This window comes from Streptomyces sp. NPDC005728 (assembly GCF_040630895.1).
GTDB lineage: Bacteria > Actinomycetota > Actinomycetes > Streptomycetales > Streptomycetaceae > Streptomyces.
In genome coordinates this window covers 1-12,743 of record NZ_JBEXYL010000008.1, presented here as the reverse complement: position 1 = coordinate 12,743, position 12,743 = coordinate 1, and the positions used below count along the sequence as shown (strand labels likewise).

Here is a 12,743-nt window from a genome sequence, read left to right as displayed (position 1 = left end):
GTTCGGCGTATGTGGAGGAGGTCTGCATAAACTCGGGAGTTCCCGAGGGGAGGGGACGAACGCGTGACGGAACCGAGGGGGCACACCTGCCCCGAGTGCGGGGCGCCCAGGGGGGCGGACAACACCCCGTCCTGCGACTGCACACAGCGGGCGTCCGACGCCCTGCGCGAGGCACGTACGGCTCAGGCGGCAGCGGCGGAGGACTTCGATCCGCTGCGCATCCGCCCGTACGTCGAGGTCGCGGGAGTCCCCGACGGGCCTGCCCCGCAGGAGACCCGCCCGGCACCGGCCGTCGAGGCCACCCTGCCGCTGCGCCCGCTGCCCGGCGCCGACGCCACGGACCTGCGGCTCTTCGAAACGGAACCACCGCACCCGCCCGAGACCGGCGGAGCACCGGTGGAGGAACCCCGGCGCCGCTCCCGCCGCAGGCTCCTGCTGTCCGTCGCGGGCGCGGGGGTCGCGGTCGTGGCGGTGGCCGGTTTCGCGAGCGGGCTGTTCTCGTACCACACGCCCTCGCGGGAGCGGGCGGCCCAGGAGGTACGGGAGAGCGTCCCGGACGTGACGGCAGCGGCCACGTCGTCGGCGCCCGCACCGCCGCCCTCGACCCGCCCGGCCTCGCCGGCCCCCTCCCGGACAGCCTCCGCGAGCCCGTCCCCCAGCGTCTCCTCCTCCGCCCCGGCCCCCACACCGTCCCCGACCCCGTCCCGGTCGGCGTCCCCGGCCCCCTCGACGACGGCCGTCGGCACCCCGAACGCGGCACCCACCGCCACGCCGGTGCTGCGGCACGGCGACAAGGGCCCGGAGGTCACCGAACTCCAGCTGCGGCTCAGGCAGCTGAACCTCTACGACGACCAGGCGAACGGCGTCTTCACCGACCCCGTGGAGGACGCCGTACGCACTTACCAGTGGGCCCGCGACATCCGCGCCGACGAGCTGGGCGTGTACGGCCCGGCCACCCGGGAGAGCCTGGAGTCGGAGACGACGGAGCCTTCCCTCGGCCCGTCCGACGACTGAGGACGAGGCCGTTCAGGCCACGTGCAGCCGGACCGTCCCGTCCCCCAGGGCCTCGACCCGCACCCGCGTGAGGTCGGGTACGACGACGTCGGGGCCGTGGAGGGCGGCGCGCGGGCCGACGCCCACGACCGTCATGCCCGCGGCGCGCCCGGCCGCGATACCGGCACCGGAGTCCTCGAGAACGACACAGTCCGCCGGATCGACGCCCAGTTCCGCGGCGCCCTTCAGGAACCCCTCGGGGTCGGGCTTGCTCGCACCGACCGACTCGGCCGTGATGCGCACCTCGGGCAGCGGGAGGCCGGCGGCGGCCATCCGCGCGGTGGACAGGGCGACGTCGGCGGAGGTCACCAGGGCGTGCGGCACGCCGTCCAGGGAGGCGAGGAAGGCGGCCGCACCGGGCACCTCGACCACGCCGTCCATGTCGGCGGTCTCCTCGGCGAGCATGCGGGCGTTGTCGGCGAGGTTCTGCTCCACCGGCCGGGCGGGCAGCAGCACCGCCATCGAGGCGTGGCCCTGCCGGCCGTGGACGACCTTCATCACCTCGTCGCCGTCCAGCCCGTGCCGCCCGGCCCAGCGCCGCCAGATGCGCTCGACGACGGCGTCCGAGTTGACGAGGGTGCCGTCCATGTCGAGCAGGAGGGCGCGGGCGGTGAGAACGGTGGCCGGCATCGGCAGCTCCAAAAGCGAGGGACCCCGAGGTACAGAGGGACAAGGCGGCCCCGCCCGCCGGTCAGGGAGAACGAGCGGGAGCCACTTTGTTTCTCTACGGTACAAAACCTGTCCGGGTCCCGCCACCACCTCCGCCGAGGGTTCACCGTCCGTTCAGCTCAGCCCGCGACGGCTTCGTACAGGCTCCACGCGCCGAGCCCCAGCATCAGCAGGGCGGCGATCTGCGTGATCAGCTGCAGCGGCACCCGCTTCATCAGGGCCTTTCCGCCGACGATGCCGAGTCCGGCCACCGCCCACAGACCCAGGACCGCACCGAGCCCGACGGAGATCGGGTCGTCGTAACGGGCGGCGAGGTTCGCGGTCATGATCTGGGTGAGATCGCCGAACTCGGCGATGAGGATGAGCATGAAGCCCGCGCCCGAGACCTTCCAGAAGGACTGGTCGGCCGGCTTGCGGACGTCCGCGTCATCATCGGCCCCGCCCTTCTGCATCAAGAGCACCGAGGCGCCGCCGAGGAAGAGGACACCGGTGAGCGCGTGCACGATCTGCTGCGGCAGCAGCGTCAGCACACTGCCGGCCGCGACGGCGAGCACGACGTGCAGCAGGAAGGCGGCGGCGACGCCCGCGAAGACGTACGAGGCGCGGTAGCGGGTGCCGAGCACGAGGCCGGCGAGCGCGGTCTTGTCCGGCAGTTCGGCGAGGAGGACGACGCCGAAGACGAGCGCCGTCACGGTGATGCTGATCAAGAGTCCTCAATCGGTCGGGCTGCCCCGCCGAGAGTGCTGAACCTCACATGAGACACCTCGGCATGGCAGCACACTCGGCACCCGTGCCGTGGGGCACAGGCGTGCACTGCTTGCCGAAGGTCTCGCTGGGCGTCCTCACGGAATCCGCCCTCCGGGCGCCGGCTCAGGCTGGCTGAGCAGTATGTCGACGGTCCGGCGAAGAGCTACTCCCCTTCTGCACACCCCATAGTACGGGACGCAAAAGTTCCGCCCCGGACCTTGTCGTGTCATGAACGCGTCATTAGCTTCTTACCGAGCGCTCACTTTCCCGCAACACGGCACCGCGAGCATTCCCTCGCTCGCGCTCCAACACCCCCACCCCACCAGGGAGTTCGCATGCCGAAGTTCTACGCGCGTCGACGACTGAGCATACTCGCGACCCTCACGGGCCTGATAGCCTCCGCCGCCCTGTTCAACTCCCCGAGCGCCTCCGCCGCCCTCCCCACACCGGTCAGCGCCGCCACCGCCCGCAGCTACCTCTCCCAGCTCACCGTGGCCACCGAGAACCGCACCGGCTACAACCGCGACCTCTTCCCGACCTGGATCACCATCTCGGGCACCTGCAACACCCGCGAGTGGATCCTCAAGCGGGACGGCTCGAACGTCGTCACCAACTCCGCCTGCACCGCCACCAGCGGCAGCTGGTACTCCCCGTACGACGGTGCCACCTGGACCGCCGCCTCCGACCTCGACATCGACCACCTCGTGCCGCTCGCCGAGGCCTGGGACTCCGGGGCGAGCCAGTGGACCACCGCCCAGCGCCAGGCCTTCGCCAACGACGTCACCCGCCCCCAGCTCATCGCCGTCACCGACAACGTGAACCAGGCCAAGGGCGACCAGGACCCGTCGACGTGGATCCCGTCCCGCTCCGCGTACGTCTGCACGTACGTGCGCGCCTGGGTCCAGGTGAAGTACTACTACGACCTCTCGGTCGACTCCGCGGAGAAGTCCGCGCTGACGAACGACCTGGCGAGCTGCTGACCGCCCGCTGACCGCCGGGAGTCCCGCAGACCGCCGGAGTCCACCCGCCCCCCTCGGCCGCCGCCTGCGTACGGCCGCCCGAGGGGGGCGGCCGCGTGTCCGGACGGCTACGCCGGCCGCCGCCGCATCAGGAACCCGGCCACGGCCCCGGCCCCGAACAGCGCCGCGAGCGACACGGCCGTGGCCAGCCACGTGGCGCCGAGCCAGCGGGCACCGAAGTAGCCGAGGGCGACGCTGTAGGCGGCCCAGGACAGGCCCGCCAGCGCCGACCACGGGACGAAGTCGCGGGCGCGGCGATGGGCGGCCCCCGCACAGAACGAGACCACCGAGCGGCCGGCGGGGGCGAAGCGGGCCAGGACGACCAGGGCGCCGCCACCCCGGGACAGCGCGTCGCCGAGACGTTCCTGCGCGGCGGTCAGACGGCGCGAACGGGCTATCGCGCGGTCCAGGCGGTCACCGCCGCGCCAGGCCAGCCGGTAGGCGACCAGATCGCCGAGGACCGAGGCGGTCGCGGCGGACAGGATCAGGGCGAGGATGTCCGGCACGTCGTGCGGGACCCGTCCCGTCGCCGCACCCGAACCCGCCGCCGCTGCCGTGGCCGCCGTGATGACGAGCACACCGCTCGGCAGGACCGGCACGAACACGTCGAGCAGCACGGACAGGCTGACCATGACATAGATCCATGGACCGGCGGTCAGTGACCCCACGCTCTCCCACACGACTACTCCCCCGTAGCTCCCCCGATGACAGCCATACAGCGTACGCCGGGGGTGTGACAGGAGATCCGCGGGGGGCTCATGGGATCGACATGGCTTGTTCACACATCGGCCGCTGCGGTCACACGTCGGCCGCTGCGGTCACACGTCGGCCGCGGCCGACGCTCTTCGTTCTCGCGCCGGCCGCGGCCGTGGTGCCGTGCCGGGTCGGTCAGGCGGCTATCGGGGCCTTCTCGGCGGCCGGCTCCTGCGCCGCCGCCGTACGGCGGGTGGCGAGCCGGTCCAGGCCGAAGGCGCCGGAGCCGGTGAAGACCAGCAGGAAGAAGGCCCAGCAGAACAGGACGGACAGCTCGCCGCCGTTCTGGATGGGCCACAGGGCGGCCTGCTGGTGGACGTCGAAGTACGCGTAGGCCATCGAACCGGAGGCGACCAGCGCGGCGCCCCGGGTGCCGAGGCCGAGCAGGACGAGCCCGCCGGCGACCAGCTGGATCACGGCCGCGTACCAGCCGGGCCAGGTGCCGGACGGGATCGTGCCGCCGCCGGAGCCCATGGCGCCGCCGAGGACACCGAAGAGCGAGGCGGCGCCGTGCACGGCGAACAGGAGGCCGGCGACGACGCGGAACAGCCCGATGACGTACGGCTGAGCGGAGTTGAGGCGTGCGGACATGTGGGGGGTTCTCCTCTTCGGTGCCGGCCGGGGACGGGCCGGTGGTGGGGGGACGGCAGTACCGAACGAGGGACCCAGGTTAGGCGGACCTAATCAATGCTTGCAAGTTCAACATAAGGTCGGGGTTCCGCTTCCGCCCGCGGTTCCGCTTCGGCCGCGGCCGCCCGCAGGACGGCCCGCGCCACCGCGTCGGCGTCCGACAGCGTGACCGAATCCACCCCCGGACGGGCCCCCGCCGCGGTCACCCAGTGCACCCCTTCCGTCGGCACACCGAACGCGAACCGCCTTGTGTGGACCAGTCCTTGACGGTCGATCAGGCGATAGGGACGGCGCGTCACATCCAGTCCCCCGGTTTCGTAACCGTCCACCGTGTGCGGCCGGCAGGCGCCCCCGCGCAGCAGCCCCGCGAGCAACTCGTCCGCCGTCCGCCGCAGATCGGGTTCCGGAAGGCGCGCCTCTATGAGGGTCGTCACACGCACCGCCGAGCCCGGCACGTCCGGCGAGTGCGCCACCCACGCCCCCTGCCCGGCGCGCACCTCCAGCCGCGGGCCCAGCACCTGGACCACCCCCGCCTCCACCAGGGCCGCCAGTTCCTCGATCCGGCGCCTGGGCGGGCCGATGGACAGGAAGGCGTTGAGCGGGGTGTACCAGCGGTCCAGGTGCGCGCGCCGGGACTCCCCGGTCAGGCCGCCGTGGTCGACGACCAGGCGTATCTCGTTGCGCAGGTCGCGCAGCACGTCCAGGGCGGCCTTCAGCGGGCCGCGTACGTTGCCCAGGGCGGCCTGCGCCGCGTCCTCGCGCAGATACGCCAGCAGCCACCCCCGCCACTGCCCGGGACCGGTGAACTCCAGGTCCCCGTAGGGCCGGGAGACCCGCTCCCAGCTCCAGCGGTCCTCGGCACGGACCCCGGACTCGTCCAGCAGCACGGCCTCCCGGGAGTCGCCGTGCGGCACGGCCAGGAAGCGCTCGGCGACATCGGCCCGGCCGGTCAGCGCGCCGTAGTAGACCGCCTCCACCTCCTTCGCGACCAACGGCCATACCTCCGCGAGGAAGTCGGGCGCCGCACCGGAGTCGGCGCGCTTGCGGAAACCCTCGATCACCTCGGGCGTGAGCACCAGCGGGAGGTGACGGCCGTAGGGGCCCTTGGCGTTGTCGCCGCGCGCCTGGTACGGCACCCCGCGGCGCGACCCCGCGTACAGGCGCGGCTCCCGGCCGGACGGCCGGTAGTGCAGGACCCCGTCGGCGTCACGGACGAAGCGTCCGCCCCTCCCGGTGGTCAACAGGGCCATGTGGTCGAAGAAGTTGAGGCCCAGGCCGCGCAGCAGCACCGGCTCGCCCGGCGCGAGTGCGGACAGGTCGACGTCGGCCGGATTGGCGGGCGGGACGAGACGCAGACCGTGCCGCGCCGCATGTCCGGCCGCCCGCTCCTGCCCCTCGTCCGCGGCCGTCGGCAGGTGCCCCTGGGCCAGGACCACCGCCGAGAGGCCGGGCAGCACGCGGCCGTCCTCGAGAGTCAGCACCTGGCTGCCGTCGGGGCCGTCGTCCAGTCGTACGGCACGGGCCCGGTGGGTCTCGACGCGCACCGCCCGCGGGGCCGCCCGGACCGTCCGCGCGAACACCCACTCCAGGTAGCGGCCGTAGTGGGCGCGCGTGGGGTAGTCGTCCGGGCCCAGCTCGCCGTCCGCCCACTCGTGCAGGCTCGGGCCCGGACGGATCGGCCCCGAGCAGTCCACGCTGGCGTCGGTGAACAGCGTCACCTGGCTCGCCACGGTGTTCATCAGCAGCTCGGCCGACTGCGCGGTCCGCCAGACCCGGCCCGGGCCGGGCGGCGCCGGGTCGATCACGTGGACCGTCAGCGGGACCCCGGGCGCGAGGAGTTCCGGTGCGGAGGCACAGAGACGCTCCAGGACGCTGGTTCCGCGAGGTCCGGCCCCGACCAGGGCGACGGAGACCGTGGGGGATTCCTGGGTCGGTGCAGACAAAGGTGTGACTCCCGGGCGTGTGGGGGCGCATGGCAGCAGACCGTCCACAGGAAGCGGACGGTCCGCCTCATCATGCCTGCCCGGTACTCGCACGGTCGGGGACACCCCCGTCTCCGGCCGGGCCAAGATGCCCTTCCCGGGCCCGAGTTGTCCGTCATTTCGGTCTCGGCACGATCGGTGCTACCGGCGGTACTCCCGCACATGCACATGCCCGTCGAGCGGAAAGGCGGGCGGCGCCGCCGGCAGCAGCCGCGTCCACGCGTACCCGCACTTCTGCGCGACCCGGCACGACGCCGCGTTGTCCGCCTGGTGGAGCAGTTCGAGACGGGCCAGCCCGTCACCGCCGAAGGACGCGAAGGCCCAGTCGGTCAACGCCAGCAGCCCGCGGGGCGCCACTCCCCGGCCGCGCGCGGGGGCCGCGGTCCAGTAGCCGACCTCGGCGGACGAGCCGCCGGAATCCGCGGCGAACTTCAGGACCATGTGCCCCAGCAACCGGCCCGCATCGCCGCCGGACTCCACGACGGCGAAGGCGAACCGGCGCCCGTCCTCCCACCCGCGCCGCTGCTCCTCGATCCACCGGGCCGCGTCCGCCTCGTCCTCCACGGCCGCGCTCGTCCAGCGACGCAGGTCGTCGTCCCGGTACGCCTCCGCCAGCGCGGCAGCGTCCGCAGCGCGCCACGGCCGCAGGAGGAGCGCGGGGTCCGATGGGGTGGCGGCCACTTCCAGTCGTGCGGCGGACATACGGCCCTTTCGGTCGGTCGACGAGCCGTCCCCGCTCTCGACGCCCGGACGACCGACCCAGTCGATCACAGCCGCCGGCGGTTCCGGGGCCGAACCGTCCGATCATCCGGACGAGGACCAGGCCGTACCGGACCCGGCGAGGAAGCAGCGACCGGCCGTCGGCCGGGGTGGCTCGCGCCACCGGCAGCTACCCCGGCTGCCGCACGGACTGCCCCCGTACCTCCAGTCCTCCGAGCAGGTCCGCCGTGGCCTCCGCCACGGCCTCCACGGCCCGTTCGAACACCTCGCGGTTGTGGGCGGCGGGCGCCCGGAACCCCGAGACCTTCCGCACGTACTGCAGCGCGGCGGCGCGGATGTCGTCCTCGGTGGCCTCACCGGGCAGCACGGGCGGACGCAGCGTCTTGATACTCCGGCACATGCCCCCAGTCTCACGCACACCCCACGCCCCTGCGAGGATCACACCGAAGGCGGCCACCGAACCCCGGGGCCGACCGACGAGAGGAACATCCTCATGACGACGAAGCAGACCGTGGCCGTCCTGGGCCCCGGCGGCACCGGCGGCCTCCTCGCCGCCCTCCTGTCCCGCTCCGGCCACCGCGTCATCTGCCTGGCCGGCAAGACCACGGCCGACACCCTGCGCAGCACCGGAATCCAGGTCCGCAGCCGCCAGTTCGGCGACTTCACCGCGGCCGTCGAGGCGGACACCGAGCTGCGCGAACCGGTGGACGCCTGCCTGATCACCGTCAAGCACACCGCCCTGGACGCCGCCCTCACCCGCGTCCCGCCCGCCGCACTCGGCGACGCCCTCGTCGTACCGCTGCTGAACGGCATCGAACACCCCGCGGCCCTGCGCACCCGCTACCGCCCCGACCGCGTGGCCCCCGCCGTGATCCGGGTGGAGTCGACCCGCGTGGCCCCCGGCGTCATCGACCACGGCAGCCCCTTCACGGAGATCGACCTGACGGGCGACCCCGTCCCCCGTCCCCGCCTCGACGCTCTGGCCGCCACCCTCTCCACCACCGGCGCGACCACCCGCGTACTGGAGGACGAGACGGCCGCCCTGTGGGCGAAAATGGCCTTCCTCGCCCCCTTCGCCCTGCTCACCACCCGCTACGGCCTCCCCCTCGGCGAGGTCCGCACCCGCCACCGCGACGAACTGGAGGCCCTGGTGGCCGAGACCACCGCGGTCAGCCGCTCCTGCGGCGCCCCCGCGGACCCGGCCCAGGCCCTGTCCCGGTACGACGCCTTCCCGGCCTCCGCCAAGTCCTCCATGCAACGCGACGCCGAGGCGGGCCGACCGCTCGAACTGGACGCCATCGGCGGAGCGTTGCTGCGCGCGTCGGACCGGCACGGCGTACCGGTCCCGGTGGCGGCCCGACTGATGGGAGAACTGCGGGCCGCGGGCCACTGAGGGCCCCGTCGGCACGGGACCGAAGGAGTCCCGGGCGCCGGCGCCGAGCAGCACCGGCATGACGGTGGAGGCCGCCGAGACGAGCGCGACGCCGGCGGCCACCGCCTGCCCGTCAGTGGAACTGGCCGGGCCGGTAGTCGCCGGCGGGCTGCCGGACGATGACATTCCCGCGGTTGTAGGCGTTGATGAGGGCGATGACGCAGACCAGGGCGGCGAGCTGGTCCTCGTCGTAGTGCTTGGCGGCATTCGCCCAGACCTCGTCCGTGACGCCGCCGGCGGAGTCGGCGATCCGGGTGCCCTGCTCCGTCAGCTCCAGGGCGGCGCGCTCGGCATCGGTGAACACCGTGGCCTCCCGCCAGGCCGCGACCAGGTTGAGGCGCGTCGAGGTCTCCCCGGCGTGCGCGCCATCCTTGGTGTGCATGTCGACGCAGAAACCGCAGCCGTTGATCTGACTGGCGCGGATCTTCACCAGTTCCTGCGTCGCGGCCGGCAGGGCCGAGCCCGCGAGCGCCCTGTCCGCCGCCACGAGGTGCTTCCCGAACTTCGCTGCGACCTGGCCGGCGGAGAGGTTCAACCGAGCTTCCATGGTGCGCTCCTGTGTCGTCACCGGCTGGGTGCACCCCTGGGACGACACAGCTCCCCCAGCTGTGACACGAACAGCTGTGAGACGAACTCGTTCGCGTGAACCCCACAACCGAACTCGCCACTCAAAATCGAACAGGCGTAGCATTGCCGCGTGGCTACGACCTATGAATTCCCCGGTGACCTCCGCGCCGGCCAGGAGGAGCTGCATCAGGTCCGGGCCGAGCTGTCGGCCCTGCTCAAGCGGCTGCCCTGGTCGGTCGAGCCGATGGACGGCTTCAGCGACACCAGCGGCTGGCGCAAGGCGGAGCGGCCCGCGTCCCCCGGCTGGACGTCGGACGAGCAGGCCGAGGTGGAGAAGCTGCGGCGGCGGGAGCACGAACTGGCGGTCTTCGTCAGCGGCCACCGCTTCTGGGCCGAGGTCGCGGCACCGGAGCGGGTCGAGGCCCGCATGAAGCTGAAGCACGCCCACGAGGAGAAGACCGAGGAGACGGAGTGACACGAAAGCCCCCGACCGGCACCGGTCGGGGGCTTCTCGATCTACCTGGTGGGCGCGGACGGTTTCGAACCGCCGACATCCTGCTTGTAAGGCAGGCGCTCTACCCCTGAGCTACGCACCCCAGCCCCGAGCCACGGGCCCAGGACGAGTGGCCAGCCTACCTTGCCGAGGGCAGTGCACGGCAAACCCGTATCGCGGCATCACGGGCCCGTGCGGGTCACCGATTCGAGCGGGGCGCCGAGTCCGCACTCCGACGACGGGTCGGTGCGGGCTTCTGCGGGGAATGTAACGGTGCGCACGGCGAACTGACCGGCCCGTGTGTTCGTCTTCAACGGGTGGGAGAATGACACCACCCAGGGCGAACCACGGCACGGGAGAGGGATGTGACGGCGACACCGGGCACGCCAGCAACGCGGTCGTACCCGCACCCGCCGTCCACCGTACGGGGCCGGGGCCGACCCTCGGCTCTGGCCGACACCCTCACCCTGATGAGCCTGCCGGTGCTCGCCGTGCTCGCGCTGCCGGCCGCGTTCGCCGGCGGCGGCACCCGGCGCTGGTTCGGCGGGCGGGCGGAGAGCCAGCGGGCCGAGGCGCAGGCCGCGAAGGACGCCGCGGCGGCCGCCTTCTACGAACTGGACACCGCGCAGCGGGACCTGCGGATCTCCATCGAGACCATCACGGCCGTGGACGACACCCCCGCGGCCCGGCGGGCGGTGGCCGACTTCGCGGCGCTGGGCGGGCGGATCGACGAGGTCAGCCAGCGGTACATCCAGGCCGTGGACGCCCATGACCTGGACCGGGACGACCTGGAGGCCGCGACGGCGGCCCGGGCGCGGAGCGAGCTGACCGCGGCCAGGGACGAACTGGCCAAGGTCAAGCAGGAGCTGGACCGCTTCGGCAGTTCGCTCGGGCCCCTGCTCGGCAAGGCCGAGACGCAGCTGGCTCGGCTCGCTCCCGCGGTGGAGCGGGCCCGGCAGGCGCTGCTGGGTGCGAGCAACGCGCTGGACGCCGTACGGGAGAGGGGACTGGCGGCTGATGATCTCGCCGCGCGGCTCGCCGCTCTCTCGCCGGATCTGACCAGACTGAACCAGGGTGCCGGCCAGCACGGCGTGGCGCCGACCCTGGAGCGCGCCGAGCGGGTGCAGCGGGAGGCCGGGGCGATCCGGGCCGAGGCCGAGCGGCTGCCGGAGAAGGCGGCCGAGATCGATCACCGGCTGGTCAGCCTGCGGACCCGGGCGCAGGCGCTGACCACCCGGGCCGGGCAGGTCGATCCGGTGCTGAGCGAGCTGCGGCGGCGGTTCGCGGCGGCGTGCTGGCAGGATCTGCAGCAGGTGCCGGCGCTGGCCGCGGAGAACGTGCGGCAGGCCGAGCTGAAGCTGCGGGAGGCCCAGGCCGCCCGGGACGCCCAGCGCTGGGCGGACGCGACCTCGCTGCTGTCGACGGTGCGGGCGCTGCTGAACACCACGGACGAAGCGGTGTCGGCCGCGGGTGACCGGCTCACCCGGCTGAACGCCGTGCAGAAGGACCCGCAGCAGGAGATCGACCGGACCCGGTTCGCGATCCGGGACGCCCAGCGGCTGGCGATGACGGGCCGTACGACGCCGGATCCGCGCCACGCGCGGCCGCTGGACGATGCGGTGGCCCGGCTGGAGCGGGCGATCGGCACGCTGGAGGGCCGGCACCCCGACTACTGGCACTTCCTGACCGAGACCGAGGCCGTGCGGCAGACGGTGACCCGGGTCGTGGCGCAGATCCGTGAGGAGCGGGGCGCTCACTGAGCCGTTTGCCGCCGAGCCGCAGCGGGCGGATATTGGGACATACGTATGGCCTCCGCTGCACACGAAGGAGGCGGATATGGCCACACACTCAGTGCACCAGGAACCGCGGCATCGGATCCGGCTCGACGATCACCTTCCGGTCGACCACCGCCTGAACATGGTCTACCGGATCGGCGCGGGCGTGATGGGCGCGTTCCTGATCGCCTTCGGCATCCTCGGCATCGTCGACCACATCGGCTTCTTCGACACCGGCGGAAACGCCGTCATGGGCCTGAACACGAACGGAACGCTCAGCATCCTGTCGATCTGCGTGGGGCTGCTGCTGCTCGTGGGCATGGTGATCGGCGGGAACTTCGCCTCGACGCTGAACATGACCCTCGGGATCCTGTTCCTGCTCAGCGGGTTCCTGAACCTCTCGCTGCTCGACACCGACTACAACTTCCTGGCCTTCAAGATCCAGAACGTGCTGTTCAGCTTCGTGGTCGGCCTGCTGCTGATGGTGTTCGGGATGTACGGAAGGGTCAGTTCGACCCTTCCGCACGACAACCCGTACTGGCGGGCCCGTCACCCCGACTCGTCATAGGGGCGGCGGGACCGGCGGCATCAGGTGCGGTAGGCGTAGAAGGCCGCGGTGGGGTACGACGCGACGAGGCTGGCCACCGACCGGTTGTAGGTGTTGGTGGAGTGGTACGTCACGTACGGCACGCCCTGCGGGCTGCGGTAGGTGACGACCATGGAGTGGTCCTTGGACCCGTCCTTGTTGAAGTCCATCTGGAGCACGTCGCCCTGGTCCAGCTGGTAGACGTTGGCGAGGCTGGTGACCCGCTTGGAGGACAGGGCGAACCAGGAGAACTCGTTGACGCCGACGAACGAGTCCGACTGGATGTCGGCGTTGCCGAACCACTTGTGGAAGTCGTA

Annotated in this window: 15 protein-coding genes and 1 tRNA gene; 6 read left to right on the top strand and 10 right to left on the bottom strand. The window is 72.5% G+C overall.

Annotated elements, in window-relative coordinates; genetic code table 11:
• Positions 1–63: 63 nt before the first annotated feature.
• A complete protein-coding gene (locus ABZ471_RS08190) occupies positions 64–1,014 on the top strand; it encodes a peptidoglycan-binding protein (protein WP_359063747.1) in 951 nt (316 codons plus the stop codon).
• A gap of 12 nt (positions 1,015–1,026) precedes the next feature.
• Here ABZ471_RS08190 and ABZ471_RS08185 read toward each other — a convergent pair whose 3' ends face one another.
• Together ABZ471_RS08185 and ABZ471_RS08180 are read right to left on the bottom strand one after the other, a co-directional pair.
• Complete coding sequence (locus ABZ471_RS08185) at positions 1,027–1,683, bottom strand: HAD-IA family hydrolase (protein WP_359063745.1); 657 nt, start codon at positions 1,681–1,683, stop codon at positions 1,027–1,029.
• Positions 1,684–1,841: 158 nt separating this feature from the next.
• Positions 1,842–2,429, bottom strand: a complete 588-nt coding sequence (locus ABZ471_RS08180; protein WP_359063743.1) for a TMEM165/GDT1 family protein — start codon at positions 2,427–2,429, stop codon at positions 1,842–1,844.
• 375 nt (positions 2,430–2,804) lie between these two features.
• Between ABZ471_RS08180 and ABZ471_RS08175 the strand changes: the two genes are divergently transcribed.
• Positions 2,805–3,449, top strand: a complete 645-nt coding sequence (locus ABZ471_RS08175; protein WP_359063741.1) for an HNH endonuclease family protein — start codon at positions 2,805–2,807, stop codon at positions 3,447–3,449.
• A 107-nt stretch (positions 3,450–3,556) separates the two neighbouring features.
• Here the strand turns inward: ABZ471_RS08175 and ABZ471_RS08170 are convergent, their stop codons facing one another.
• The 5 genes from ABZ471_RS08170 to ABZ471_RS08150 form a co-directional block, all read right to left on the bottom strand.
• Positions 3,557–4,120 (bottom strand): VTT domain-containing protein, encoded by a 564-nt coding sequence (locus tag ABZ471_RS08170; RefSeq protein ID WP_359063739.1) that lies wholly within the window; start codon positions 4,118–4,120, stop codon positions 3,557–3,559.
• Positions 4,121–4,376: 256 nt separating this feature from the next.
• A complete protein-coding gene (locus ABZ471_RS08165; protein ID WP_359063737.1) occupies positions 4,377–4,832 on the bottom strand; it encodes a DoxX family protein in 456 nt (151 codons plus the stop codon).
• 89 nt (positions 4,833–4,921) lie between these two features.
• Positions 4,922–6,814: an FAD/NAD(P)-binding protein gene (locus tag ABZ471_RS08160; protein WP_359063735.1), complete on the bottom strand. Its 1,893-nt coding sequence runs from the start codon at positions 6,812–6,814 to the stop codon at positions 4,922–4,924.
• A gap of 180 nt (positions 6,815–6,994) precedes the next feature.
• A complete protein-coding gene (locus ABZ471_RS08155) occupies positions 6,995–7,555 on the bottom strand; it encodes a GNAT family N-acetyltransferase (RefSeq protein ID WP_359063733.1) in 561 nt (186 codons plus the stop codon).
• A 187-nt stretch (positions 7,556–7,742) separates the two neighbouring features.
• Positions 7,743–7,973, bottom strand: coding sequence for a DUF2277 domain-containing protein (locus ABZ471_RS08150; protein ID WP_359063731.1), 231 nt, complete (start codon positions 7,971–7,973; stop codon positions 7,743–7,745).
• Between the two features lie 93 nt (positions 7,974–8,066).
• Between ABZ471_RS08150 and ABZ471_RS08145 the strand changes: the two genes are divergently transcribed.
• A complete protein-coding gene (locus ABZ471_RS08145) occupies positions 8,067–8,966 on the top strand; it encodes a 2-dehydropantoate 2-reductase (protein WP_359063729.1) in 900 nt (299 codons plus the stop codon).
• Between the two features lie 112 nt (positions 8,967–9,078).
• Here ABZ471_RS08145 and ABZ471_RS08140 read toward each other — a convergent pair whose 3' ends face one another.
• Entirely contained in the window at positions 9,079–9,552 is a 474-nt protein-coding gene (locus tag ABZ471_RS08140) for a carboxymuconolactone decarboxylase family protein (protein WP_359063727.1), read from the bottom strand.
• A 150-nt stretch (positions 9,553–9,702) separates the two neighbouring features.
• Between ABZ471_RS08140 and ABZ471_RS08135 the strand changes: the two genes are divergently transcribed.
• Entirely contained in the window at positions 9,703–10,047 is a 345-nt protein-coding gene (locus ABZ471_RS08135) for a hypothetical protein (RefSeq protein ID WP_359063725.1), read from the top strand.
• 46 nt (positions 10,048–10,093) lie between these two features.
• Here the strand turns inward: ABZ471_RS08135 and ABZ471_RS08130 are convergent.
• Positions 10,094–10,168 (bottom strand) — tRNA-Val (locus ABZ471_RS08130).
• A 367-nt stretch (positions 10,169–10,535) separates the two neighbouring features.
• Between ABZ471_RS08130 and ABZ471_RS08125 the strand changes: the two genes are divergently transcribed.
• Complete coding sequence (locus ABZ471_RS08125) at positions 10,536–11,825, top strand: hypothetical protein (RefSeq protein ID WP_359063723.1); 1,290 nt, start codon at positions 10,536–10,538, stop codon at positions 11,823–11,825.
• Between the two features lie 76 nt (positions 11,826–11,901).
• Entirely contained in the window at positions 11,902–12,408 is a 507-nt protein-coding gene (locus ABZ471_RS08120) for a DUF4383 domain-containing protein (RefSeq protein ID WP_359063720.1), read from the top strand.
• A gap of 20 nt (positions 12,409–12,428) precedes the next feature.
• Here ABZ471_RS08120 and ABZ471_RS08115 read toward each other — a convergent pair.
• On the bottom strand, positions 12,429–12,743 hold a 315-nt coding region (locus ABZ471_RS08115; RefSeq protein ID WP_359063718.1), incomplete at its 5' end, for an amidase domain-containing protein.

What these genes read in the sequence shown, in the direction of transcription:
- ABZ471_RS08185 (WP_359063745.1), bottom strand. Translation starts at nt 1,683, where the DNA reads ATGCCGGCCACCGTTCTCACCGCCCGCGCCCTCCTGCTCGACATGGAC.
- ABZ471_RS08175 (WP_359063741.1), top strand. Translation starts at nt 2,805, where the DNA reads ATGCCGAAGTTCTACGCGCGTCGACGACTGAGCATACTCGCGACCCTC.
- ABZ471_RS08170 (WP_359063739.1), bottom strand. Translation starts at nt 4,120, where the DNA reads ATGGTCAGCCTGTCCGTGCTGCTCGACGTGTTCGTGCCGGTCCTGCCG.
- ABZ471_RS08165 (WP_359063737.1), bottom strand. Translation starts at nt 4,832, where the DNA reads ATGTCCGCACGCCTCAACTCCGCTCAGCCGTACGTCATCGGGCTGTTC.
- ABZ471_RS08155 (WP_359063733.1), bottom strand. Translation starts at nt 7,555, where the DNA reads ATGTCCGCCGCACGACTGGAAGTGGCCGCCACCCCATCGGACCCCGCG.
- ABZ471_RS08150 (WP_359063731.1), bottom strand. Translation starts at nt 7,973, where the DNA reads ATGTGCCGGAGTATCAAGACGCTGCGTCCGCCCGTGCTGCCCGGTGAG.
- ABZ471_RS08145 (WP_359063729.1), top strand. Translation starts at nt 8,067, where the DNA reads ATGACGACGAAGCAGACCGTGGCCGTCCTGGGCCCCGGCGGCACCGGC.
- ABZ471_RS08140 (WP_359063727.1), bottom strand. Translation starts at nt 9,552, where the DNA reads ATGGAAGCTCGGTTGAACCTCTCCGCCGGCCAGGTCGCAGCGAAGTTC.
- ABZ471_RS08125 (WP_359063723.1), top strand. Translation starts at nt 10,536, where the DNA reads ATGAGCCTGCCGGTGCTCGCCGTGCTCGCGCTGCCGGCCGCGTTCGCC.
- ABZ471_RS08120 (WP_359063720.1), top strand. Translation starts at nt 11,902, where the DNA reads ATGGCCACACACTCAGTGCACCAGGAACCGCGGCATCGGATCCGGCTC.